Raw genomic sequence first — 26,643 nt, 5'->3', positions numbered from 1 at the left:
AGAGAATGATTGCGGGCAGGTTGTCCTGCCCGCAACAATCGTGATTACACGATCACAAAGTCAGACGTTGACAATGTGGTCACACCGGTCAATACGGCAATATCGACCTTCGCACCGCTACCACTACCATCAGCGTCATAGCTGAGTGTTTTGGTGGTGGTGTTGTAGACCAGATAGTCGTTGCTATCTTGTGCCGTACCTGTGCTGTTCACACGCAACATGCTGGCGTTAAAACCTGCCAACTGGCTGTACTGGTCAAGATGCAACTCCAACTTGTCAGTGCCACGTGTAAAGTCAGTGATGGTATCCACACCGGTCAAATTGAACGCAGTGTTAGTGTAGGTTTGCACACTGGTCGCAGAACCAGTCACCACTTGCTCATACACTTTGCCAAACACAAACTTGTCAGCACCGCCACCACCTGTCAGCGTATCGTTACCACCATTGCCAACAAACACGTCAGCTTTGCTGGTACCAATAAAGGTTTGCTGGTTAGCATTACCTTCAAAACGCAAACCATTGGTCGTCACGCCAGACGCATCAACAACCACATTGTTGATCGTGCCGCCGTTGTTACCCAGGGTGTTGGAGAGGTCAGCCACTGTGCCATTGGCTTTAAAGTAGTAGTGATCGTTTAGCAATTGCAGATCAGTGTTTTCAACGTTCAAACGGCCAACTGTACCGCCTACTTGCACCACTTCCATAGACTTGAAGTTGTCGTTATTGAGCACAACAGTGCCATTGGCTTTAGTGTTAGCGCCAATGCCAGTCGTGATACGCAGCGTATCCACGCCATCCCCACCCACGATCACATCATGCTTAGCGCCAGTCGCAATCCACTCTTTGTTACCGTCATCTGCTTTAGAAGTCGTGCCTTGCACACCACTACCAAAACCGCCGATCACAAAAATGTCATCGCCTTCGCCACCATCCAGGTAATCAGCACCGCCATGACCAATCAGCAAGTCATTGCCGCCGTTGCCATACACAGTGTCATCCCCCAAACGCATGGTCGCGTAATCAACACCTTCGCTACCCAATACGATCTCGTGCGCATCACTACCTTCGTTAGCACCGTCGATGCGCGTAAAGCTGCCTTCTTCGCCTTCGGATACGTCGTAGGTAACATCTACGTTGTAATAGAGGTGAGCAACGGAGAAGTCATCTACTTCAAATACTGCCTTATCGTAGGTGACCGGAGTGGCGCCAAGAATAGAAGCTGCTGGCTCAAACTCTGCTTCTTCAAACTCAAGCTCAACAGTGACATTTTCTACAGCGCCACCGGCTACGCCGTGAATTTGATAGCCAGGGTTTAACTCACCGAGGCTCAGAGACTCGCCGTTTTCTTCGAGTTGCTCGGCTTCTAAAGTGATGCTTACGCCACTAGCTAACTCAATCCGCTCAATACCTGAGAAAAGAATATCCTCAAACTCGCCAGATTTTGTGAATTCCAAGGTATCTACCGAATTGTAACCAGCAATCGTTGTAGCAAAAGTGCTAATCGCTGAAGAACCAGGACGAGTCACAATATTTAAACGAACATCTGTTTCCGCCTCTAACGACATGTCTTCATCGTCAATTTCGACAATTCCGCCTGTAGTCGTGTCAATAGCAACGAGATTAGCATCCTCATCAACCTCGCTACCTTCAGACAATTCAACATAACGCGCCTCATTACCATCATTATCCAATCCAGACACACCACCTTCAATAATAAGCCCCTCTGAATCCTCCTCATCGCCAATACGGAAGGTATCGTTGCCATCACCACCGATCATTGCATCGTAAGAGGTTGCTAAGAAGAGATTACCAACAACGGTTTCATTGCCAGCAGAGCTATCATCTCCTTGCAGGTAATCGTTACCCTCCCCGCCACTTAAGACATCATCACCATCACCACCATAGATAACATCGTCTCCAGCACCGCCAAACAATGCATCGTCGCCATCGCCACCATAGATGCTGTCGAAACCATCACCGCCATCGGCATAATTATTACCACTACCTACATCAATGGTGTCATCACCGGCACCTCCAACAATTGCGTCATCACCGGCACCACCTAACAGAATGTCATCGCCGTCACCGCCGAAGATAATGTCATCGCCATCGCCACCATCAACAAAATCATTACCTGCCTGAGCAATAATGATATCGCTACCACCGTCACCGGCGATAAAGTTATCCAACCCGTTACCAATAATCAAATCTGGATTTGATGTACCGGTATAGTCGGTCTCTGTACCATTAAAAATTTTAACTGCCATAATAAAACTCCTCAAATTTGGGAACTGGAGCAGCAGTACCTGCTACCCCAGATAGTTAATTAAAAAACACTAAAATTATTAAGGTACAGTTGACCCTGGAGGAGCATAACCATCAATGCTAATTTCCTGCAAAGTGGTATTTTCTTGGCCAGTCTGACGCAAACGAATTGCTCCTGTTTTTACCCATCCAGAAACTGCAGATGAATCGCAAGCAGCTTCAACGTAAGTCATGGCTGAAACGATATTGGAACCACCGTCATCATCTACGTACGCAACATCAATGGTGAAATCAATCCAGTTACTATTCACAATGGCATCCTGAGTTGCTGATGTCGTTGAAGCAACGACGGTTGGGCCGATACCAGTGACTTCACCAGTTAAGGCAGTGTTAACACTATTAGCCGTTGGCAAATCCAGATAATTGGTGCCTAACAGCAACTTATTGGCTGCTGTATCATACTTATAGGCACGATGTTGCACTGACGTAAACGTACGGCCAATGCGATACACAGGTGATGCATTGGTGGCTTGTATGTAATAACCGGCATTGACTGATGCGCTACCGAACCCACCACGTGCAATATCATTGACTTCAAAATATTGAGTGCCAGTTGTAGCGGTATCCCAATCAATATTTGACGCAGTAAATCTTGCACCGAAAATGCAAGAAGTCTGTGCGGTATTACGCCATACACGATCTGACACTGCACCAACAGTGATGCCACCGATCACAGCATTGCGATTAGTTGATGCAATTAACGTATAGCCTGACACAGGTGAAGTTGCTTCGTTTGCAGGGAACGTAGCGCAAGTGTTATTTGCACCAGTAGTTGGTTGCGTTGGTGTACTAGAGCCAAAGTTTCCGGTGGTATTACATAAGGTATAAGCAGTACCGGTAAAACCTGCGGCAGGAATAGCCACCAGACCGGTTGCCATGGCAGGCATAGACAGGCCAAATGCGCCCATTACAGCAAGACTAATCATTACATTTTTCATAATCGCTCCTTAGAGACACTATGCAGACACTGTGGTAGCCCGCATCACCAATTCCCACATCCTTCTAGCCCCTCGTCAGTTCTAAGCAGGGTGTGGCAAATTTCTAGCACCAATGCTTTATAAAAATATTCAAGTGAAGTTGTTATGGTAAAACTGCCCCAGGTGGAGCAAACCCATCGATTGAAATCTCCACTAAACCTTCCCCTTCTTGGCCCGTTTGCCTGAGTCTGATTGCCCCAGACTTTGCCCAGCTATTGACATTAGATGAGTCACATGCAGCCTCTACATAGACCATGGGCGAAACAAGACTGGAACTTAAATCATAATTTTCCAAGTACACTGACTCCAATGTAAAATCTATCCAATTCGCATTTATTGCCGCAGATTGTTTTGCCGCAGTGGTCGATGCAGGCCAAACACTGCTAGTCTCTCCATTAATTGCGAGTGTTAATGCACCACCAATGATAGGTAACGATAGGTAGTTAGCGCCAGGCAGAAGCTTATCGCCTGCACTTCCGTTATAAACATGGGCGCGATGCTGAACAGAGGTAAACGTACGCCCAATACGATATACTGGCGATGCACTAGCTGCTTGCATAAAATAGCCTGCGTTTACAGATAAGTTGCCAAATCCACCTCGTGCAATATCATTGACTTCAAAATACTGAGTGCCTGCCGTTCCTGCATCCCAGTCAGCACTTGCAGCGGTAAATCTCGCACCAAAAATACAAGAGTTTTGCGCTGCATTGCGCCAAACACGATCGGATACTGTCCCAATAGTTACTCCTCCAATCACAGCACTACGACTTACTGATGCAATTAATGTATAGCCCGCGACTGGAGAGATAGCTTCATTTGCGGGGAACACCGTACAGGTATTATTTGCAGTTGTTGTGGGTGTTGTTGAAACACTAGAGCCAAAATTACCTGTTGTATTGCATAAGGTATAAGCCGACTCGCTAAAGCCCGTGGCAGGAATCGCTACAAGACCTGTCGCAAAAGCAGATGTTGTATTGATCGCATAAAGCCCCGAAACAGCCAATGCCAAAATCAGTTTTTTCATGTTCTACTCCTTGAAAAAGGTACAATGAGCAGGCATTTGTGGCTGCCCGCATCCCGAATTTCCGTCATTTTTAGTCCCTCGTAAGTTCTAAGCAAATAGCGGAAATTTAATTAAGGCATGTCACAAATGCCCTTTTAGATACTTCCCAGAAGTTAAATACATTCACGCAAATTTTCATTGGGATTTTTTCCCGCCATGTATTAATCAGGCTGAAAATGCCAATTCAAGCTAAACCATATGCCTCGCGGTGCGCTTGGGGCAATATAGTTGGTGCTGCGCCAATCATTTGAGTTATGGTTATATCCATCAGGCCCAATATTCCCTAACACGCTAGGTGAAAATGGGTTTCTACCCAGTCGACCAGCCGTAAAATACTCTTTATCAAACAAGTTGGTGACGAGCACGGTGGCTGTCCACTCCTTGTTAAAGCGATAACTACTTTGTAAATTAAAGGTCGCATAGCCGGGCGCCTTACCTGGGTTAGTGGTCGGCGCTAATGTTCGCGTATAAACTTCCGATTTAGTAGTACCAGTCCCGCTCCCGTCATCTACCTGACGAATGGCAGTGAATGTCCGTGAAACACCCACTTGATGCTCGTTATTCTCATTACCACGCAGAAAACTGTCAGAGTGTGCGACCATGGTCAGCCCGACATTCCAACTATCGGTGATGTCGTAGCCAAGCGTCCCATTCAGGTTATGTAGCGAAACGCCAGGCATACGATCACCTGGTTTAACATTAATCACCCCTTCACCTAGCGTACTGATAGTTCTAGAACTACTATTGTCAGCACTAAACATCAGGAAATCATTCTGAAACGTGGCATCGGTGAGGCCGTAGTTGAGACCAAAATGCAAGCGATCCACATTCCCTTTAAAGCCTGCTTCAATCCCACGGCGACGGGTCTTGCCTATAGTGTCAAAGAATCCACGCCCGTTACCAATGGCCACAAAATAGATATCATCTTTGAGGTCAGTTTGATACGCATTGACATTCCATTGTGTGTTCTCACCCCAGGTGCCTCTTACCCCAAGCTCATAACTTGTGGCTTTAATTTGCGGCAGATAAGGGTCACCTGAAAGTGTGGTTGGTAAGGTGCATTGGCGATTCTCGGCAATACTTTTGGGTATTTCATAAACATTGCCATTGCCATCCGTTTGAAACACCCCTGAAGGCCTGTGATCCAATGCACAACCCAGCTCGATCACACTGGGGACACGCGTGCCCTGTGCCACGTTGGCATAAATATTTAAATCAGGCCTGGCTTGCCAACTGGCACCCAATTGTGGATTAAACGAGTTGAACCTAAACTTTTCTGTTTCAGCACTATCCAGTGCATTAACAATTCTCGGAGTCGTGTATTGTGTGGAAACGCCAGTACAAGCCGCGTCAGTACAAATATTGTAACTATCAGGATAACCAATGACATCACCGATCTCGTACGCACCTATGCCACGGCGCGCAGCAATCTTGTTTTTTGTTTGCGTATCGTTGTAGCGGCCTGACATACTGAAGTGCCAATCATCAACCGGACTCCAGGTTTCACTAAAATAAATACTCTTGGTTGTTTGTGTGCCAGAAAAGTCATTATTACTGACCCATTGATCCGCCCCAGCATACATAGGGTGGATATCATCTGGTGCCAGATATGCATTACGACTTGCATCTAGCAATCCAAGACGCTGTTTATTGACATAGGTGGCATCTGCTGCATCGATAGAAGCACCAACCATCACCTTATGATGATCAAGGTGCCAGTTGAATTGTACTGATGCACCATTGGTAATCTGATCTATCTGGTTATCGGTAAATATTGCAGTTGGTGTGTAGTATTTCTTGCCAGTATCGGGATCAACTTCGTAAACCACACCACCGGTTCCACTCCCAGCGCCATCCACGGTAGCAATTGCCGAAGAGTTAGGCGCCAAATAGGAAAAAGCGCCGTCTTTAGTTGTTGCATCCTGGAGCTGCGTTGCAACGCAATTATCAGAATTTTTGGGAGCTGTCAGAATTAACCAGTTTTTATAATTAACGCCATTAACTGTAGAGTAGTAATAGTTAGCTAGATTAAAATAAACGGTTGCACCGGGTGCTGCTACAGGAAAAGACCCCCCCCCAACAAAATCTTGAAGCGCATAAGAGTCCTCTCCGCCTTCTGTTGTACCGCTAAACTCTGGAGAGCTCCCTATAGATGACACAGATTCTGACTCTCTGTTATAGATCTGCGTCTCCCACAAATTTCTAAAATACCTGTATTGATATTTCAAAACATTTGCATAATATTCAGGCACTTCAGCATTAAATACTGCATCTGAGTAGTTAGCTAAGTTGTGGCCAGTTGGGTCGCTGGCATTTATAGTTAAGTCTGGAAGCCCACCTAATGCATCTAAAACAAACTGATTACTAAATGAATCATATGTACCAGAGCCTGGACTGTCTTCCTGAACTGGAACGACCACATAATCTGGCACGCCATACTTGTTATTCGCGCTACTTGCAAATAAGCAAGTATATTGTTCTGTAGATGAAGGAATGCGACGCGCGAGCGCCCCATCATCAATACCGGTGAATACATCCGCCCCCACCTGATGACGACGGCTATTTCTGCGATAAACCTGGCCAGTAACACTAAAAGTCTCTGTGGCCTGAAATGCACCTGATAATTGAAACTGAGCAAGGTTATTAGTCGTTTTATCAGGGCCAGTAAAAATACTGGTAGGATCTTGAGCATACATTTCGCTGGGCAACAATCCATTCCCTGTGAGTTTCGTTTGCACTAACAATGTACTTAGGCTCAAGTCAAGCTTGTCCCCTCTGAAACTCGCCTTAGCAAAGCCCTGATTGACGCGGCTAGGTGAGTTCTGCCGCCAGCCATCCTCCAAAAAGAAGTTGCCCGCACCAAACAAAGCAACCTCGCCGTTATTCCAGCCACCTTCCAGTTGTAATTGTTTACGACCAAATGAACCAGTGAGAATATCAACGTCGGCACCTGCATTATTAAAGCCGTCTTTTGTTTTAAGTGAGAAAGCACCACCCAAAGTATTCAATCCAAAAATTGGATTAGAACCAGGGAATACGTCTACACTGGCCAATGCATTCATCGGCAGCATGTCCCAATTCACTACGTCACCAAACGGCTCGTTCACACGAATACCATCAATAAACACAGATAAACCTTGCGGCGTACCAATCTGCGGACCTGCCGTGAAACCACGGTATTGCACATCCATTTGAAACGGGTTGCCTTGGTAGTCATTCACGGTGACTGATTGCAACTTGCGGTTCATCAAATCTGTGATACTAAGCGCGTGCGCTTCTTTAATCTCTTTGGCACTAATGCTTTGCACGTTACCGGGGATTTCTTCTTTGGTTAGCCCCAAGCCAGGCAGCGGGCCAACTTCATAAAAGCGTTTGGCGCGCACTTCAACTTTATCCAGTTGCAGGTCTTTCTTTTCATCTTTGGGCGGTTTTTGGATAAAAATATTATTGCCTTCAGCTTTGGGCACAAGGCCGCTCTCCCCCAACACGCGCTGCAGGGCTTCTTTGCGCGTCATGCGGCCACGCACTTCTGGCGCGGTTTTACCGGAAACAACGTCATTGGGGAATGAGATATTCATGCCGGTGGCTTTGCCGAGATCATGCAATGAATTGGCCAATGGTTGTGCTGGAATATTCACATTCACAGGCACGCCAAAGCTCTCCTCTTGCTGCTTTGGCAATTGGGTATTTAGTGCTTCTGCCCACACCGGTTGCGTTGCCATGAAGCTCAAGGCAGTTAACGCAGTGTGTATTCCTCTTCTATTTATTTTCTTATATGTATTCACAGATTTCTCCTGTACTAAGACTCATCTGTGAGCGCAGCAAAAACCTGATGTTGTTAACCTAACTTTACATTTAAAACAAAAAGGCATTGGGTGAAGAAAGGAAGTAATAACCGAGGCGAACAAAAAAGGCGCCTATAAAAGCGCCTGGGGGATATGAGTTAGTGCTGGGAGTTAAGCAGTGTATATTGCGGCGTTTCTTGCAGCTTAACTGCGGCGATATTAGGCAGGCCGCGTAAAAACTGGTCAATATCCTGGATATTAATATCCGCAGAAATATTGCGCACTTGCCTGCCTTGCGATTGCACCGGTTTTTGCCTGTAGCGCGAAACGGTGTAGGCAATTTCACTGGTATCGGCACGGTCAAACACCAGGCGACCCTTGAGAAAGGCAAAGGCATCTGAGGCCGGGCGGTTGACCAGCACCATGGCGTGGTTGGGGTACACCTCGGCCACTTGCCCATTGGTGATTTCACGCGAAATCGGCGCCTGGCTTTCAGGCATCGTTTCGCCGCTCTCCAGTTTGGGTTCTACTTTAACTCGGCCGTGATCGACACTCACACGCACCACTTGCTGCAAGCGATTGACGGCGAAACGCGTGCCGAGGACGGTGATTCTGGCGGTATCGGTTTCAACCACAAACGGACGCTCCGGGTCTTTGGTCACCTCAAAAATAGCTTCGCCTTCTTTGAGCAGCACATGACGCTGGTGGCGATAATAGGTGACTTCCATATCACTCTTGGCGCTGAGTGTGACTTTAGTGCCGTCATCCAGTGTTTTAATGACGATTTGCCCCACTGGATTTTGCGCCGCCAGCTGCATCACCGGGGTTGCTTGCCAAACCTGGTATTGCTGATGCGAGAAAAAGCCTGCCACACACATAAACGCCACCACCATGAGCTGTGCAACACGGCGTTGTTTGGCTTTGCGGCGGGCCTCGTTGGCCAAAAAAGCATGTTGCTCGGCAGCATCTGCCAGCGTTGACAGGCTCTCGGGCGAATCAAGTTGACGCATGGCACGGGCAATACTGTCATATTCTGTGGCGTGCAGCGGATCGTCAGCCAGCCATTGCTCAAACGCATGTTGCTCGGCGGCGCGCTGGTGATGTGCGTGCTCACGCATACGCAGATACCAGCGTGCGGCCATTTCACTCAATGTTTGCGATTTGGGCGTGAGCGATTTAGACATAGGCGCTTAGTTAATGGCCTGTTGAAACGCGCGGATATCGAGCATGGCGCGGATCAGGTGCTTCTCAACCATATTAGTGCTGATCTCCAGCTGCTGGGCAATTTCGCGTTGCTTCATGTCATCGACGTGATAAAGCCAAAACACCTGACGGCACTTTTCTGGCAATAAATCGACCACGCGCTGCAAATGATGCAGCTTTTGCCGCGTTTCATACAATTGCTCTGGCGTGCAGTCTAAAATCAGCGCGGCTTCGTCAATCTGGTCTTCATCGACAAACCGTGTGCGATAGCGAAATTCGTCCACCAGCAAATGGTTAACGATGCCATTTAAGTAGGCTTGCGGCGACTCTTCACGGGCAGGATGGCTGGACACGGCAAAAAATACCAGTGCGTCGTGCAAAATATCTTTAGCGCGCTGCACACAAGCCGTACGACGGCCAATACGACGCAAGACGTCGGTGTAAGCCCACGTTAAATCAATGCCGCACCAAGCCAGTGTTTCGCTCATATTTCACCACCCTACTTTGAATTATTTGATTGTTTGCAAAACACATGCCATCACTACGCGATTCAATAAGAGATTGATTCTCAATTAAAAAATGTCAATGCGTTTAAAAACAGGCAAATAGAGTCGGTTTATTTCAACCACTTTTTAAAAAATTGGCTGCTATAAACCACTTGATTACATTGAAATAAAAGTAAAATGGCGCTCAGGCTAACGCTGCAACCTACCGCCGCTGCTCACACACGGCTGCCAGCTTTTGTGGCCGGACCAAAGCCATAATTGGAAAGCTTATTGCGCTGTGTTTAGCGGATCAAAACCACCCGCGCATGCTTAATATTGGGTCATTAAAAGACAATAATTAGTCTAAAAAATCAATGTCATTCTTCAAAACGACCAGCCATGAAGTGTTGAGAGCACGCTACAACAGCCTGCTTGAAGATGTGCCTGTCGCCATTTTCACGGCGCTGAGTGCGCTCAGCATTCAAATGATCGTTTTAAATGATCAGGTGCATTGGTCACTCTCGGTCGCCACCCCCGTGCTCAGGATGCTGATCGGGTTTAGCCTGCTGCTGTATTGGTTTTGGCATCGCGACGAACGACCGTCGATCGAAAAAATACGCAAACGACTGGAGATCGCCTCCATCGTCTTTATTCTTGCCGGATTTTTCACCTTTTGGCGTAGCGTTTACCTCTACCCGCTCACAGACACCTTCGGCCACTACTTTCTTATTTTTCACAACACACTCTACGGTTTCTGCTTTGCCTTTATTTTGAGCAAGCTGGGCCCGGCGGCTTACGCTTATAACCTGCTGATGATTTCGTCGGCCATTGCTTGCATTTACCGTGGCGACTTTGAGCATGCTCATTTAATGACGCTGCTGATTATGGTGTTTGAGGTTGGCATGCTGATCACCATGCGCGGCAGCACCTCCATGTTTGATAAATGGGTCAATGCCACCCATGAAACACAGGCGTTATTAAAAGATAACCAGCGCCTGGCTAATCAGGATGTACTGACACAACTGCCCAACCGGCGACAGTTTTTTGTGCAAGTGGAGCAACAGTTAGCACTGGCCAGGCAAACTAATGAATGTTTTGCCGTTGGCATTCTAGACCTCGATAATTTTAAACCGGTCAACGATGTGCATGGGCACCATATTGGCGACCTGGTGCTGATGGAGGTTGGCAAACGGCTGGCACAGGTCAGGCCTGAGCAGGTTCGCTTTTACCGTCTGGGCGGCGATGAGTTTGCGTTTCATTTGGTGACCGATGATGACCACCGCTCGCTCAAGCAAGTGGCACAAGACATTAACCAGGCCATTTCACAACCAATTAGCATTGATGGCCTGCTCATGACCGTGAAAGCGTCAATGGGCGCCTGCATCGTCTGTGACAACCACGCGTCGGCACAAACCTTGTACGAACATGCCGATTTTGCCTTGTATCATGTCAAACGCACCGGCCGCGGCAACCTCGAAATCTACTCCGAAACGCTCGAAAAAGAGCGTATGCACCTCAACCGCATAGATCAGGCCTTGCGTACCGCAGATATCCACACCGAGCTCTACCCGGTGTTTCAACCGATTATAGATATGGAAGCCAACGAAGTATGCGCCTTTGAGAGCCTGGCGCGCTGGCAAAGCCCAACCATAGGTGCGGTGTCACCCGCGATGTTTATCCCGGTGGCTGAAAGCCTGGGCATGATTGCCGACATTACCAAGCTGATGTTTAGCCGCTCGATGATAGAAATGGCCACCTGGCCAGCAAACATGCGGCTGTCTTTTAACCTTTCTGCCTACGACGTCACCAACCAGGCCGTGATTAAAGCGCTGATAGGTATGATGCAAAGCAGCCAGCTCGGCCCCGACCGATTTGTGTTTGAAATTACTGAAACCGCCTTGCTGCAAGACTTTGAAACGGCCAGGGAAAACATTGGCCTGCTGCGCCAGGCGGGCGCGAAAGTTGCGCTGGATGATTTTGGCACCGGCTATTCTAGTCTCAGCCACGTGCAAAACCTGCCGCTAGACAAATTAAAAATAGACCGCAGTTTTGTCAAAGATATTGAAACCAATACCACCAGCCAAACCATCGTGCGCTCAATTTTGGCACTCTGTCATGGCATGCATATGGAATGTGTGGCCGAAGGGGCAGAAACCGAAAGCCAGGTGCGTTTTTTGCAGGCCATGGGCTGCCAGTTAATTCAGGGCTACTACTTTGCCAAGCCCATGCCTAAAGAGCACATCCAAGCATATTTAACCGAAACCACACTCGCAACCACGCGCTAAACGGCCGCCCGGCAGCCGTTGCAACCACGCCATCTGTGCCAGACTCTGAACTTTAGGCATCAGAACGCACTCCCTTAAAAGTGGATAAGAAAATACAACTGGCCTCAAAATTATATTAACATCAATGTTCTCAGCCATATTTGCCGCTGCCATAGCCATGGTGATGTTATGCATGGCTGGCTGAGCAGCGCTCAGGTTTGTAATTCAGAGGTTGCAGCGCCCGGTTTACCTCAAGCAGAGATCTATCCGTCAGATTTTAACCAAATCAGTAAGGAGGTCGCTCAATGCGTACAAGCACTCTTTTAATCTTGGATGATGATGCGCAAGACGCCAGCGTCATCGCCAGTGAAGCCAGAAACCTGGGATTTGAGGTGAGGATACTGGAAGACGCCAGCCTGTTTATAGATGCATTTTTAGCCTGGAAGCCCACACATCTGGCGATTGATATTGTCATGCCCAGCATCAACGGCATAGAAGTGCTCAAGACACTGGCGCAACTAGACTGCCAATCATCCATTATCTTAACCAGCGGCATAGGCACAGACACCCTGCCCGCCGCACAACTCGCGGCTATCGAACATAACCTGAATATCCGCGGCATTCTCTACCAACCCTTTCACCAGCACATTTTAAGAAACCTGCTCACAGACCAGGTATCGGTAGATGTACATGCACACACCAGCAGCGATACCAGCGCGCAGTCTTTCATTGTCGATGCCTCAACCATTGATGACGCCATCCGCAACGATCAATTCAGCGTGTTTTATCAACCACAGATAGAGTTATTTACTGGCAAAGTCATCGGTTTTGAAGGCTTGCTGCGCTGGACGCACCCGGCACTGGGCATCAAGCTGCCAGAACTGTTTATTCCCGTGGCCGAAAAAACCGGCCAAATTGACCAACTGACCCAAATAGTGATTGCATCAGGCTTTAACTTTATTCGATCACTCAGCAAAACGCTGACATTTTCTTTAAACATATCAGCAAAAAGCATTAAAAACCAGCTACTCAACACCGCACTAATCAATGCCAGCCAGACCTTTGAACTGGCGCCAGAACGAGTCATTTTAGAGCTCACAGAAACCGCCACCATGCATGACCCTGAAGAGGCACAACATATTCTGTCGCACCTGAGAACAGAAGGCTTTAAGCTGAGCATTGATGATTTTGGTACTGGTTACTCCTCGATGGCGCAATTAGCCAAGCTACCATTTACCGAGCTTAAAATAGACAAATCGTTTGTCACCACCATGGAGACCTCGTCAAAATCGAGAAAAGTGGTGGCCTCTACGCTTAAACTGGCAGAAAGCCTGGGCCTGGAAACCATCGCCGAAGGCGTTGAAAACACCCTCGCCGCCATCGGCTTGCGCGAGTTGGGCTGCCGCTATGCGCAAGGCTATTATTTTGCCAGACCCATGGACCAATCAACCGCCAAAACCTGGCTGGCGCAGTGGAACAACCAGTTTTAAACATGCGTATGCGCCTTGCTGCAGGTGCCAGATGTTTTCAGTCTGCCGCTTCTTTGGCAAGCAGTGCTTGTTTACGCGCCACGCCCCAGCGATAACCAGACAGGGCGCCGTCCTGGCGAATCACACGATGGCAAGGAATCGCCACCGCTAGCGTATTGGCGGCACAGGCGCTGGCAACGGCCCGTACGGCCTTGGGAAAACCAATCTGGCTGGCAAGCTCGCTATAGGTCACGGTCGTGCCGCTGGGGATCTCACGTAACGCTTGCCATACCCGCTGTTGAAATACCGTCCCCTGTACATCCAGCGGCAAATCCAACCCCAGTTTGGGCGATTCTATAAAAGCAATCACGCGCGCCACCAATGACTCATAGCCGGGGTCACCACCAATCAGTTCGGCTGCGGAAAACCTGTCCTGCAACGCACGCAGCAAGGGCTCTGGCTCATCGCCAATCGAAATGGCACACACACCTTTGGCGCTACTAGCCACCAGAATCGCACCCAGCGAACACTGCGCCAGGGCGAAATGTATCTGCGCCTGCCTGCCGCCATGCCGATACTGAGAAGGTTGCATGCCCAGCGCTTGACTGGCAGCGTCATAAAAGCGGCTAGTCGAGCCGTAACCAGCCTCATAAATAGCATCGGTGATCTTCATGTTGGCGGCAAGTTTCTGGCGCATGTGCTGCGCCTTGTGTGCAGAGGCATACGCCTTGGGCGTCAAGCCGGTCACCGACTTAAACAGCCGGTGAAAATGAAAGCGGCTAACACCAACATGGTCCGCTAATTGTGCCAAACTGGGGCTGGTATCGGCTGTCTCAATCAAACGGCAGGCCAGCGCCACTTTGGCGGCAGAGGTTTCTGCCAATGTTGCCTGGTCAGGCTTGCAGCGCTGACACGGCCTGAAACCAGCAGCCTCGGCGGCGGCACTGGTGGTGTGAAAAGCCACGTTTTCCGGGCGCGCCTGCCTGGCCCCACATGATGGCCGACAATACACGCCGGTGGTTTTTACCGAATAAAAGAATGTCCCATCTGCCTGTGCATCACGGGAAAGGACTTGCTGCCAACGCGGATCATGTATCGTGCGCTGCGCTTGTAGATGGTTGCTGGTTGCAATGGCCATGTCTGTGATCTCCACTCAATACCTCAAAGATACAAGATCATGCACATATAAACACTCCGATGCTTGCGATTGAATTCACCAGACGCGCAAGGCGCTCACTCTATATCTGCTTTTCTGGCGGCCAGCATCTCACACGCCAGCGCGCCAACATCACGTACCGCTTGCTCGATAGCCACTGTCCACAGGTGGCTGAAATTCAGGCGGATATAGTGGGTGAGCTCTTTTTTGCGTGAAAAAATAGTGCCGGGGGCGACGGTAATGCCGTTATTAATGGCGGCACGATACAGCTCAAGTGCATCTATGCTGGGCGGCAGCTTTACCCAAATAACATAACCGCCCTTGGGCACAGACAGCTGCGTGCCTGCCGGAAAACTTTGCTCAATGACATTACAAATGAGCACATATTGCGAGCGTAGCGTATGCCGCAATTGCTTGAGATGCTGCTCAAAACTATCGCGTTGCATAAACTTGGCAATCGCAATTTGCGGCGCCGACGGCAACGACAGGCTATTGAGGAACATCAGGCGCTCGACCTCCTGACGATAGCGCCCGGCACTGGTCCAGCCAACCCGGTAGCCAGGTGCCAGCGATTTTGAAAACGAGGAACAATGCAGCACCATGCCCAAATGGTCAAACGCCTTGGCAGGCAGTGGCGGCTCGTCACTGAAATACAACTCACTGTAAACATCGTCTTCAATCAGCGGAATTTGTTGCTCGGCCAAAAACGCCACCAGCGCCTGTTTTTTTGCCTCCGGCATGACAAAACCGAGTGGATTCTGAAAGTTGCTGGTGAGAATCACCGCGGCAATACGCACATTATCGGTCATGGCACGCAAAGCATCGAGGTCTATGCCAGACTCGGGGTCGGTACGCACTTCAACCACCTTCATACCCAAACGCTCGACGGTATGGGCCAGCGCATAATAGCCTGGAGACTCTAATGCAATGCTATCCCCGGCCTTGGCCACGGCTTGCAGGCAAAGGGTAATCGCCTCCGTGGCGCCATGCGTGATGACAATATCATCCGGCGACACATCCATGCCGCGACTCAGGTAGCGGCGGGCAATTTGCTGCCGCAGCATTTCGTTACCGGGCGGCAAGTCACTCAGCACACCCCACTCGCCTTCGTCATCGGTCAGGGCTTTTTCGTATTGGTGGATACGTTTAAGCGGAAACAGCTGCGGGTCTGGAAACGGCGAGCCTAACGGCACGGTGCCAAACTCACGGATAGATTTGAGTGTGGTGAGCACTAACTTGCTGGCATCAATATCTGCCAGGTTAATATCTTTAGCGAGCGGTGATGCGTGCCGCTGTTGCAGGCGTTTGCGCGGGGTGACGTAATAGCCTGATTGCGGATGGCTGCTGATGACGCCCTCTTGCTCCAGCAGCAAATAAGCGCGTAAGACAGTGCTGATACTGAGCTCGTATTTTTGGCTGGCCTGTCGCACCGAAAAAATCCGGTCACCTGGCCGCAACACGCCTTCGTCGATCATTGCACGTATGCGGGCAGCAAACGAGACATAAAGCTTCATGGTGGCTAGGCTGTGAGCGGGGTTGCGATGCCTGTATTATACGTCAGGCCGCTCGGCGGCCGTTGAAGATTTAGGCTGCCTGCAACGCCAGCGAAACTTCTTCGCCGCTTGGCGTTAAGGCAGCCACCAGACGCTCTTTGTCTGTGGAAACAATCACCAGCGCTTGTTCACTTAAGGCAGTCATCAGCCGTTGTAAGGTGCTCATGCGCACACCCAGGCGCTTACAGATCACAGCCAGCGACACTTGCGCCCGCCCCTGCTCATGCTCGGCATGCAGCAACTCCAAGATGCCCAGCATCAGCACGGTGCTGTTATCCAGGGCAACATAGTCAGCAATAAAGCCCTCTTGCACCAACGCTTCATCATGCAACGCGGCCTGGTCGTTCTCAAGCAGCATTGGCTACCTCTGGCGCAGTGGTTTTTTCAAGCATCACCGGAATAGACTTGGAGGTTGGCGTGCGCGAAAGGTCGGCCACGCTTTCCAGCGGCACCAGGTTATTGGTTTCGGGGTAATAGCCACTCAGGCAGCCGGGTGGAATATCGTAAGACACCACCAGAAATTTATCTGCGCGACGGGTAATGCCGTCTTGCCACACGCTGACCAGATTGACCCAATCACCTGCCGCCAGTCCCATACGCGCAATATCCAGCGGGTTCATAAACACCACGCGGCGCTGACCAAACACACCACGATAGCGATCATCCATGCCATAAATAGTGGTGTTGTACTGGTCATGCGAACGGGTGGTCATCAACACGAACAACTGGTCACCATATTGCTCACGCGCCTGGTGGATAGGCGAGTTTTGCGGAATCGCCTGCAAGGTAAACTCGGCCTTGCCAGAGGGCGTGTTCCAGATGCGTTCGCTAGAAGGCACGGGCATACGAAAACCGCCAGGCCGTTTGATGCGCTCGTTGTAATCTTTAAATGCCACTGGCATGGTCTGTTCGATCACATCGCGAATCTTGCTGTAATCCTTAATGTAGTCCAACCAGGGTGTTTTGCTCTGCTTGAGCGTGGCATGCGCCAGGCGCGCCACAATCGCCGGCTCGGAGAGCAAATGTGGTGACGCAGGCTTGTTCATGCCGTAAGAGATATGCACCATGCTCATGGAGTCTTCCACGGTCACGCCCTGCGCACCGGTTTCTTGCGTATCAATTTCGGTTCGGCCCAGGCATGGCAATATCAGCGCCTCTTTGCCATGCACCAGGTGGCTGCGGTTCAGTTTAGTGGTCACATGCGCAGTCAAATCGCAATTGCGCATACCTTCCCAGGTGCGGTCAGTGTCTGGCGTGGCAATTGAAAAATTACCACCCAGGCCAAAAAATACTTTGGCTTTGCCATCTATCATGGCCTGGATCGCTGCCACGGCATCGTAGCCTGGTGTTTTCGGCACTTTAATGTCAAACACGCGTTCCAGGCTGTCGAGAAACTCCACCGGCATCTTTTCATAAATGCCCACCGTGCGGTTGCCCTGCACATTGCTATGGCCACGCACCGGGCACAGGCCGGCGCCTTCTTTGCCAATATTGCCGCGCAACAACATCAGGTTGACCAAGGTCTGAATCGTAGCGACGCCGTGTTTGTGCTGGGTAATGCCCATGCCCCAAGTGGCAATCACACGGTCACCGGTAGCATAAATGCGGGCGATTTCCTCAATCTGCGCCAATGGCACGCCTGACTCTGCCACAATCACATCCCAGTTTTCCTGGCGCGCATCCTCGGCAATCGCTGCAAAATTATTGGTATGCTGCTCGATAAACTCAATATCTACCACACGTTCGGCGCCATGTTTGACCGCCTCGTCATCCCACTGAATCACAAATTTGATCATGCCTTTAATCAGCGCCAGGTCACCACCCAAGGTTGGCTGGATAAACAAATCACTGATTTTACTGCCTTTAAAAGACAGCATATCAAACGGGCTTTGCGGGTCGGCGAAACGCTCCAGGCCACGCTCTTTTAATGGGTTAATCGCCACAATACGCGCACCACGTTTGGCCGCTTCGCGCAGCTCACCCAACATACGCGGATGGTTAGTGGCCGGGTTCTGGCCAAAAATCAGGATAGTGTCAGCATGCTCAAAGTCATGCAAAGTGACCGAGCCCTTGCCTATGCCTACTGTTGGCGGCAAGGCCATGCTGGTCGACTCATGACAAAGGTTAGAACAATCCGGGAAATTATTGGTGCCGAATTCGCGCACAAACAACTGGTAAAGAAAAGCCGCCTCATTGGCCGCACGGCCAGAGGTGTAAAAAATCGCTTCATTTGGGTTAGCCAAGGCATTTAAATGCTCAGCGATCAACGCAAACGCGCCGTCCCAAGAGACTTCTTCATACTTGTCGGTGACGGCGTTATAGCGCATCGGGTGCGTCAACCGGCCTTCATTCTCCAACTCAAAATCGCCCCATCCCATAAGCTCAGTCACCGTGTGCTTGGCAAAAAATGCAGGCGGCGTGCGTTTGGCAGTCGCCTCCGCCGCCACTGCCTTCACGCCATTTTCACAAAACTCAAAAGTAGAAGTGTGCTCTTTATCCGGCCAGGCGCAGCCCGGGCAATCAAACCCATCCGGCTGGTTCTGCGCCAGCAAGGTCATGATGCCTTTCACCGGGATTTTTTGCAGCGCAAGCTGCGCAGCCACTTGCTTTAACGCACCCCAACCGGCGGCTGGATGATGATACGGCTTGATAGAGGCTTTGGATTGCGACATATGTCCTACTGCTGTGCAGATGATAGACTGGCCTGTATAAAAATTTAGCCAGCGTATAAATACGGAATAACGATGCTTGTCATCGTAAGGCAGCCAGTGCAACTAAACCAGACACAGAAACGCATAATTTTTAGGGTACAGTTGCGTGTTAAAAAAGTACAAATGCCAATGTTTATGCGGTTTTCTTCATCAAAATTGACTGGCTAGCTTTTACTTTCGAAGCCTTGGTCTTAATTTCGTCAACGGCACCGATTACTTTAGGCATATGTCGTCGGTCATTTAACTCAAGATTCAACATCAATATAAATCAAAGACTTAGAAAAAGTCTTGCAAAGGCCTATTTCAAGCCATTTGTCATTCAAGTTGAGATATAACCCAGCATAAGTTGAAAGTTTGATCCTTTAGCCACGACTATTGTGGCCACAGGTATGCCTAATACATCACCTCATCTATACATCACCTCTCTACGACACTGAAAAATAGGCCATTGACCATCTGGCACTGGATTTGCATATGCCTCAATAGTATTATGCGACGTTCGCTATATACTGACGTATATTACGGTCCACCATTCAGGCGGAAACCACTTTCAAAAAAGGATAGTCCATGAAATCTTGCCGCGGGTATCTTGCCATCTTGCTGGCGCTTTGCTTGGCAACGAGTGAAGCAGCACAGGATACGACTGCCGAGACCCGGGTCAAAGTGGCCGTGGTAGGCGGGCTGGTGCTTTCGGGCGTCTGGCCCGCCCTTGCCAAGCGAGCCGGCAAGGCAACCGGCCTTGTGATCGAGACTGTGGCTGCGGCGCCCAAAGAAGGCGTGGTGCCCATCTTTCGCGATGGTGAGGCCGATTTATTGCTGATTCATGGCAGCGATGAGACCTACGGCCTGTTAGCTACCGGTGTGGCTGCGCCGTTGCGTGCCTGGGCAATGAACGAGCATGTGATCGTCGGGCCCAATGATGATCCAGCCAAGGTGGCCGAAGCACCGGATGCCGCCGAGGCCATGCGCCGTATCGTAGCCGCCGACGCGCCCCTGATCGGCTTCCGTGACCCTGGTAGCTTTGGCATCGTGCACGGCCTCTTCCGTTCGCTTGGCCTGCGGCCGGGGCCGCGCCAGCAGTTATACGACGATGCCGAGTCGCCCCAGCAGGTGCTGCGCTCCGCAGCCGATAAGCATGGTTACGCGGTGGTTGGCCACATCCCTGTGGCCTTCGGCAAGATGCCGAGCAAAGGCATGGCGGTGTTGCTCAAGGGTGATCCGGCCATGCGCCGGGTGTATGTGGTGGTTGAGCCAGGGCCTCGCCACCCAGCAAATACACGCCAACGTGAACTTGCCCGGCAACTTGCAGATTACCTCGTCAGCCCCGCTGGCCAAGCCGATCTGGTGGCTGCCGACAAAGAAGCTGGCGGCCCTTGGGTGTTCCCGCTGCCGGCGCGGCCGTGACACAGCGCATGCCCGCACAACGGCACCATGCCGATCGGCAGGACTTCTATGAGCGCGTTGCCGTGATCACGGCCTTGCACTGGCAGCTGACACGCATCAATTTCGTTCATCACGCTCGTATAAGCACTCACTTCGCGTAGGGAGCGATTTCGTGAAATGTATCAAATTTTTTTTCTTACGGCCATGCTGGCTTTCGCCTGTGCTTTGCCCGCCGCAGAGGAAGGTAGCACGGGTGCTGACCCTATAGAGCTGCCTGATGTCGTAGTGACGGGTAAAAAATTAAATCCACTAGCAATCCCCGTGAAAACAACGGTTGTGACGGCAGAGGAGATCAAGGCCAAGGGAGCTCAAACAGTAGATGAAGCCGTGAAGGATGTCGCAGGTCTATACGTAACTGGCAGCAATGTGAAGGGCCGAAAGGTGTCGCAGATACGCGGTAGCGATGCCAATAGCACCAAGGTCATTATCGATGGGGTGATGATCAACGGCGGCGGAGACGCAAGAATCGATTTGTCTATCATCCCCACTGACAACATTGAGAAAATCGAAATATTCAAGGGGCCTGTTCCCGTCATATACGGCAGCAATGCGCCCGGTGGCGTGATATTCATCACAACAAAAAATGCCAGCGGAAAACTTTCCGGCTCGGTGGGGCTGGCCAGGGGAAGTTGGGGGTCAGAAATATATTCCGCCTCGCTGGCCGGCAGCACCGAAAATGTCAGCTACTACCTTGGCGCGAAGATGAGCAGCACAGACGGTTATGACGACAATCCGAACAATATCGGAGGCTTTAAAAGCCATACAGCCGAAGACGCGCACTACCTCAACGGAAAACTGAAGTGGGATATCAACCCGGAAGCTTCCCTTACTGTGTTCGGATCGTATTCGGAAACGACGAGGCAATTGCCGAACCGATATAACGCAACGACTCGTGTGGGGTATCCCGGTGGGGGCAGTACACTGACGATGCAAAACAATTATTTCGGCGGTGGCGCCACCGGTGGTGGTCCCACTTATGACTGGGGATATGACCCCATCAAGGAGTCATATTTGGGTTCTGTATACAATCAGAAACTGAACGAAAATAACGATATCAGCTTGAAGCTTTATCGATCCGAATTAAATAGTTTGCTCACAACATCCGGTTTCCAGCGTATAGATTGGAGTGGCAATACCACTGGCTATGAACTGCAACACACGATCAGGATCGGCAATGCCAATACAGCCACTTGGGGATATACAGAAGAAAGACGGCGCTTTGAGGAGCAAACCCCTCTGCCACCAGGCACTTCTCCGGTGACCTATGCCAGTGGCGACTACAATTACACAGCCAAAAGTTATTATCTGCAAGACGTGTGGAATGTCACCCGCCAACTCAGTATGAGCTTAGGCTTTAGGCACAATGAAGTCGAAGATCATGTCGCCGTCAAGAACGTCACATGGACGAGACCAGCCAATAAAGAGCAGAAAGGTGTGTACTCATCAGACGATCCAGTGTTGGCTTTGAATTTCAGGCCAATCGAAAGTATTGCATTGCGTGCTTCAATCGGTAAGAGTTTCAGAGCCCCCACCGCGATGGAGAGATCTGCACCCGCACTGACTCCGCTGAATAGCGGAGGAACGATTATTCCTTACTTTGGTGCTACTGTTGTGCCAGAAGTAGGTCTCAATCGTGAAGTGGGGGTAGAAGCTTCAACAGACTTTGGATTGAGGTTCGGCCTGACGGGGTTCAACCGACGCATTACGAACATGATCAAAGGTGCAGGCGGTGGTGGCGGGCACACCCAGTACTTCAACATACCCGAAGTTGAAATGGTGGGCTACGAGGCGGAATTTAGCCAAACGATTGGCGAAAGCATTAGGGCTTTTGCAAACTACTCTTATACGAATGCTTATGACACGGCGATGAAATTGCAAGTGGCCGATATTCCATTGCGTAAATTCTCATATGGCGTCAACTACACCGGGAGCGGCTTCACCGCACATGTGAACGTAAACTATGTTGGGCCGGTGAGAAGCATGTATAGCCAGGGTAGCGGCAACGCCAGTAGTGATGGAAATTATACTAACGTGGTTAATGGGGTCGCTACTTATTTCGGAACCCAAAATTTGCCGAGTTACCACGTGGTTGATTTGAAGGTCAATAAGACCGTGGGAAATAACGACTACTACGTCAAGGTGCTAAACCTGTTCAATCAACAATATTACACAGCGGCATTTCTTGTTGCCCCAGGTCGGTATGCTGAGGTTGGCGTCACGTTCAAGTTTTAGAAGAGCCTCTATTCATAAAGACCTATATCGGGATGCATCTCGGCCTCTCGAATGCCAGCGATCTACGGGCCGGGCCGGGTCGGTATACACCCCGACTCTGGGCGATTTAGTCAACATCCGCTTCGTTACATTGCCACAATCATAGAGAACTAAGCAATCTAAGCAAAGAACTCAGGTGGTATCGCTATATACACACGTATATAGCGATATGTATAATGCATCCAGGTGAACACTATAAGTGCCCATTTATTTCCTCAACAACGCGTAGGAGTCTTAAGGTGAACAAAAATCTACCAACCATCCTTCTAGGGTTGCTTAGCGCAACCTTTATCGGAAATGTGAGTGCAGCGACGCTGACACATGAGAGCATTTCGATTGTGGGCAGCGGAGGGGCTGGCGGCGCGGGATCAACGGCCAGCGACATGATATTTTCAAGTTACAGTACCGTCGATGGCTGGGGATGGGCCGGTGGCGCAGGCGGCGTCCAGGGCAGCCTTTCTAAGACCAATACCGGTGGCAATGCGTTAGCAGCCAACGAAGCCTTCAGCTTTAATATCGGTTCGATTGTCGACTCTCTAAACACCACCTATGGTGCTGGCAACTGGAATGTCGCCAACGCCAGCCTCTCTTTTACATCCTCATACTCTGTTCAGAACAACTCGCGCTTTGGCATTGGCTCTGGAACTTTCGATATTTACTGGATGGGCAATGACGATTGGGCACAGTCAAAAGGCACACTGACTGATCGCCAACTCAACCCAGTCTACGCCAGCAACGCTGCAGCGCTACAAAGTTGGGCAGGTAGCAGCTCACTGCTGGCCTCGGAAACCTTTGCCGTGCCTGCTGGTGGCAGCGGATACGTCAGCTTGAGCTATAGCCTTGCATCAGACGCGTCGTTCTTCTCGGATATCCTCTCTGCATCAGCAAGTGGCACCAACAAAGAGACTTCATTTTATCTGATGAGTACCGCCGCCACTTTGGGCATGATTATTTTCACTGGTGGACAAGGGCAAGCATTACCCACCTTAAGTTTTGACGTGGTTTCGGTGACGCCAGTGCCAGAAGCAGAGAGCATAGCCATGCTCCTGGCTGGCCTAGGTGTCATCGGCGCAACAGTTCGTCGCCGTAGAGTCTGATTTAATTTTCCGCACCTGCATAGTTTTGTAGGTGCGGATTACCCGACTCGCTGCGGGACATCGCCATACCGCGACCGTGCAGGTATGTCGAAGTTGAGATATTTCTCGTCATCGAATGCCTGACTCTGGTAGGTAATGAGGAAGATGATCCGGCCTGCTTCCCCTCTTACTTCGACGCGAATGAACCGGTGGCGATCATCCGGTTGTTGCAAGCGGCTGGCGATAGCGTCGTTCCATCGTACTTCTGCCAGCAGGGTACTGGTCTCGTCGTAACCGAAGGCCAGATTGCCATGTTCGACTGCATTGACCAGCAATTCCGAAGCCATTCTTTATGCAATTTTATTGCAATGACACTCTCAACTTGAATTGCAAAAATCTCAAGTTAAATTGCAAACGACATTATGCATACCCATAAAAATTTTGCGTGTTTGCTCTTGAAATTAAAAAAGCTAACCCCCAATTAGCAATCAAGGTGCGCGAGTGCTAAAATGTGTACCGCTTTGATTATTTAGCTTTACCTCTTATCAACCCCATAACACTTTAAGAAAACGCCAAGGAGATATTCATGAGTATTCGTCCATTGCACGATCGAGTGATCGTTAAACGCGCCGCAGAAGAGCGCACAACCGCATCTGGTATTGTGATTCCAGACAGTGCAACCGAAAAACCAGACCAAGGTGTGGTTCAGGCTATTGGCAATGGTAAAAAAGACGACAACGGCAAAGCAATTCCTTTGGACGTAAAAGTCGGTGACAAGGTGTTGTTCGGCAAATACTCTGGCCAGACTGTTAAAGTCAACGGCGAAGAGCTGCTGGTGATGCGTGAAGAAGACATCATGGCGATTGTTGAGTAATTCTGACAGCTTGCAACGGGCGATTGCTGCGTTGCGACCTCTGTTGATTGACCACAATTCCGATTAAAACTGATTGAATATTAAGCATTTAGGAGAATTTAAATGGCAGCTAAAGACGTAAGATTTGGTGATGACGTTCGCCAAAAAATGGTAAATGGTGTCAACGTATTGGCTAACGCAGTGCGCGTGACCCTCGGCCCTAAAGGCCGTAACGTGGTGTTGGAGCGTTCTTTCGGCGCGCCTACCATTACTAAAGATGGTGTGTCTGTGGCTAAAGAAATCGAATTAAAAGACAAATTCGAAAACATGGGCGCACAAATGGTGAAAGAAGTCGCTTCTAAAACCAACGACATCGCTGGTGACGGCACAACGACTGCAACAGTGTTAGCACAGGCGATTATCCGCGAAGGCATGAAATCTGTCGCCGCCGGCATGAACCCAATGGACCTGAAGCGTGGTATCGACAAAGCGGTTGAAGCAGCTGTGGCTGATCTGGCTGCACAATCCAAACCATGTACTACCAGCAAAGAAATCGCGCAAGTTGGCGCTATTTCTGCAAACTCTGACACCTCTGTTGGCCAAATCATTGCTGATGCAATGGACAAAGTGGGTAAAGAAGGCGTGATCACGGTTGAAGACGGTTCTGGCCTGACCAATGAGCTGGACGTGGTTGAAGGTATGCAGTTTGACCGTGGCTATTTGTCACCTTACTTCATCAATAATCCAGAGCGCCAAATTGCGTTGCTGGACAATCCTTTCGTGTTATTGCACGACAAAAAAGTATCCAACATCCGTGACCTGTTGCCAACATTGGAGCAAGTAGCGAAAGCGGGCCGTCCATTGCTGATCATTGCAGAAGATGTTGATGGCGAAGCGCTGGCAACCCTGGTAGTGAACAACATCCGCGGCATTTTGAAAACGACAGCTGTTAAAGCCCCTGGTTTTGGTGACCGTCGTAAAGCCATGTTGGAAGACATCGCCATTTTGACCGGCGGCACTGTGATTTCTGAAGAGGTTGGCCTGAAACTGGAAGCTGTGCAATTGCACGACCTGGGCCAAGCTAAACGCATCGAAGTCGGTAAAGAAAACACGATCATCATCGACGGTGCTGGCAACGAAGAAGCAATCAAAGCACGTATCACTCAGATCAAAACACAAATCGAAGAAGCGTCTAGCGACTATGACCGTGAAAAACTGCAAGAGCGCGTGGCCAAACTGGCTGGCGGCGTAGCAGTGATCAAGGTTGGCGCGACGACTGAAATCGAAATGAAAGAGAAAAAAGCCCGCGTGGAAGATGCATTGCACGCAACACGTGCTGCGGTTGAAGAAGGTATCGTGGCTGGCGGCGGCGTTGCACTGATCCGCGCCCGTGACGCGATTGCTAAAGTGAAAGGTGACAACCTGGATCAAGAAGCTGGCGTGAAAATCGTCTTGCGCGCGGTTGAAGAGCCATTGCGCCAAATCACCCAAAACGCTGGCGTTGAGCCATCTGTCGTGGTGAACAACGTGGCGGCTGGTAAAGGCAACTACGGCTACAACGCGGCTAACGAAACCTATGGCGATATGATTGAAATGGGTATTCTTGACCCAACTAAAGTGACACGTTCTGCCCTGCAAAACGCAGCGTCTGTGGCTGGCTTGATGCTGACTACTGACTGCATGGTAGCTGAACTGCCTAAAGAAGATGCAGCTTCTGCACCGGATATGGGCGGCATGGGCGGCATGGGCGGTATGATGTAGCCTTTGGTTTGATTACATCATTTGCCGACCATCAAACACCAATGGCGCGGTATGATGTAATTTCAATCTTCACTGCATCGGTGATGCGTCGTTGGCTTCGACATTTGCTCCTTGCCGTACTTTATGTACTGCCTGCGTCACAAATGTCTTACCGCCTAGCCTCACCTTCGCATTGAAGTTGAAATGCCCTAAGTAGCATTTAAGACAAAACCCGCAAAAGCGGGTTTTGTTTTATCAACTACTCTGCG

18 protein-coding genes are annotated in these 26,643 nt (G+C 50.0%); 7 read left to right on the top strand and 11 right to left on the bottom strand.

Annotated features, from left to right (window positions below):
* Positions 1-44: 44 nt before the first annotated feature.
* The 6 genes from METH5_RS0109195 to METH5_RS0109170 all read right to left on the bottom strand — a co-directional run bounded on the left by METH5_RS0109195 (position 45) and on the right by METH5_RS0109170 (position 9,841).
* Entirely contained in the window at positions 45-2,267 is a 2,223-nt protein-coding gene (locus tag METH5_RS0109195) for a calcium-binding protein (protein WP_029148225.1), read from the bottom strand.
* A 78-nt stretch (positions 2,268-2,345) separates the two neighbouring features.
* Entirely contained in the window at positions 2,346-3,263 is a 918-nt protein-coding gene (locus METH5_RS15910; protein ID WP_232411002.1) for a hypothetical protein, read from the bottom strand.
* Between the two features lie 142 nt (positions 3,264-3,405).
* Positions 3,406-4,326 (bottom strand): hypothetical protein, encoded by a 921-nt coding sequence (locus METH5_RS15230; protein WP_029148224.1) that lies wholly within the window; start codon positions 4,324-4,326, stop codon positions 3,406-3,408.
* A gap of 200 nt (positions 4,327-4,526) precedes the next feature.
* Positions 4,527-8,150 carry a TonB-dependent receptor domain-containing protein gene (locus METH5_RS0109180; RefSeq protein ID WP_029148223.1) on the bottom strand — a complete coding sequence of 1,208 codons (3,624 nt, stop codon included), beginning with the start codon at positions 8,148-8,150 and terminating at the stop codon, positions 4,527-4,529.
* Between the two features lie 158 nt (positions 8,151-8,308).
* Positions 8,309-9,334 (bottom strand): FecR domain-containing protein, encoded by a 1,026-nt coding sequence (locus METH5_RS0109175; RefSeq protein WP_232411001.1) that lies wholly within the window; start codon positions 9,332-9,334, stop codon positions 8,309-8,311.
* A 6-nt stretch (positions 9,335-9,340) separates the two neighbouring features.
* Positions 9,341-9,841: an RNA polymerase sigma factor gene (locus METH5_RS0109170; protein ID WP_029148221.1), complete on the bottom strand. Its 501-nt coding sequence runs from the start codon at positions 9,839-9,841 to the stop codon at positions 9,341-9,343.
* 371 nt (positions 9,842-10,212) lie between these two features.
* Here METH5_RS0109170 and METH5_RS0109165 point away from each other — a divergent pair, with 371 nt between their 5' ends.
* On the top strand, positions 10,213-12,123 hold the full coding sequence (locus tag METH5_RS0109165; protein WP_029148220.1) for a bifunctional diguanylate cyclase/phosphodiesterase: 1,911 nt from the start codon (positions 10,213-10,215) through the stop codon (positions 12,121-12,123).
* Between the two features lie 284 nt (positions 12,124-12,407).
* The gene (locus METH5_RS0109160; RefSeq protein ID WP_029148219.1) at positions 12,408-13,592 is read left to right on the top strand and encodes an EAL domain-containing protein; all 1,185 of its coding nucleotides are present in this window, start codon (positions 12,408-12,410) and stop codon (positions 13,590-13,592) included.
* A 37-nt stretch (positions 13,593-13,629) separates the two neighbouring features.
* Here the strand turns inward: METH5_RS0109160 and ada are convergent, their stop codons facing one another.
* The 4 genes from ada to METH5_RS0109140 form a co-directional block, all read right to left on the bottom strand.
* Entirely contained in the window at positions 13,630-14,709 is a 1,080-nt protein-coding gene (gene ada / locus METH5_RS0109155) for a bifunctional DNA-binding transcriptional regulator/O6-methylguanine-DNA methyltransferase Ada (protein WP_029148218.1), read from the bottom strand.
* Positions 14,710-14,804: 95 nt separating this feature from the next.
* Entirely contained in the window at positions 14,805-16,241 is a 1,437-nt protein-coding gene (locus METH5_RS0109150) for a PLP-dependent aminotransferase family protein (protein ID WP_029148217.1), read from the bottom strand.
* Positions 16,242-16,311: 70 nt separating this feature from the next.
* Positions 16,312-16,638, bottom strand: a complete 327-nt coding sequence (locus tag METH5_RS0109145) for a hypothetical protein (RefSeq protein ID WP_029148216.1) — start codon at positions 16,636-16,638, stop codon at positions 16,312-16,314.
* Entirely contained in the window at positions 16,628-18,952 is a 2,325-nt protein-coding gene (locus tag METH5_RS0109140) for an FdhF/YdeP family oxidoreductase (RefSeq protein ID WP_029148215.1), read from the bottom strand. The genes METH5_RS0109145 and METH5_RS0109140 overlap by 11 nt, the downstream gene beginning before the upstream one ends.
* Before the next feature lie 606 nt (positions 18,953-19,558).
* Between METH5_RS0109140 and METH5_RS0109130 the strand changes: the two genes are divergently transcribed.
* From METH5_RS0109130 to METH5_RS0109120, 3 genes are all read left to right on the top strand, one after another.
* Positions 19,559-20,395, top strand: coding sequence for a hypothetical protein (locus tag METH5_RS0109130; protein WP_029148214.1), 837 nt, complete (start codon positions 19,559-19,561; stop codon positions 20,393-20,395).
* Positions 20,396-20,551: 156 nt separating this feature from the next.
* A complete protein-coding gene (locus METH5_RS0109125) occupies positions 20,552-22,666 on the top strand; it encodes a TonB-dependent siderophore receptor (protein ID WP_029148213.1) in 2,115 nt (704 codons plus the stop codon).
* A gap of 338 nt (positions 22,667-23,004) precedes the next feature.
* A complete protein-coding gene (locus tag METH5_RS0109120; RefSeq protein WP_232411000.1) occupies positions 23,005-23,802 on the top strand; it encodes a PEP-CTERM sorting domain-containing protein in 798 nt (265 codons plus the stop codon).
* A 38-nt stretch (positions 23,803-23,840) separates the two neighbouring features.
* Here the strand turns inward: METH5_RS0109120 and METH5_RS0109115 are convergent, their stop codons facing one another.
* The gene (locus METH5_RS0109115; protein WP_029148211.1) at positions 23,841-24,128 is read right to left on the bottom strand and encodes a hypothetical protein; all 288 of its coding nucleotides are present in this window, start codon (positions 24,126-24,128) and stop codon (positions 23,841-23,843) included.
* Positions 24,129-24,367: 239 nt separating this feature from the next.
* On the opposite strand from METH5_RS0109115, the gene METH5_RS0109110 reads away from it, so the two are divergent.
* Both METH5_RS0109110 and groL read left to right on the top strand, forming a co-directional pair.
* Positions 24,368-24,655, top strand: a complete 288-nt coding sequence (locus METH5_RS0109110) for a co-chaperone GroES (protein WP_029148210.1) — start codon at positions 24,368-24,370, stop codon at positions 24,653-24,655.
* 102 nt (positions 24,656-24,757) lie between these two features.
* Entirely contained in the window at positions 24,758-26,395 is a 1,638-nt protein-coding gene (gene groL / locus METH5_RS0109105; protein WP_029148209.1) for a chaperonin GroEL, read from the top strand.
* Positions 26,396-26,643 lie beyond the last annotated feature (248 nt).

This window comes from Methylophilus sp. 5 (genome assembly GCF_000515275.1).
Lineage (GTDB): Bacteria > Pseudomonadota > Gammaproteobacteria > Burkholderiales > Methylophilaceae > Methylophilus.
This window is presented reverse-complemented; position numbering and strand designations above follow the sequence as displayed.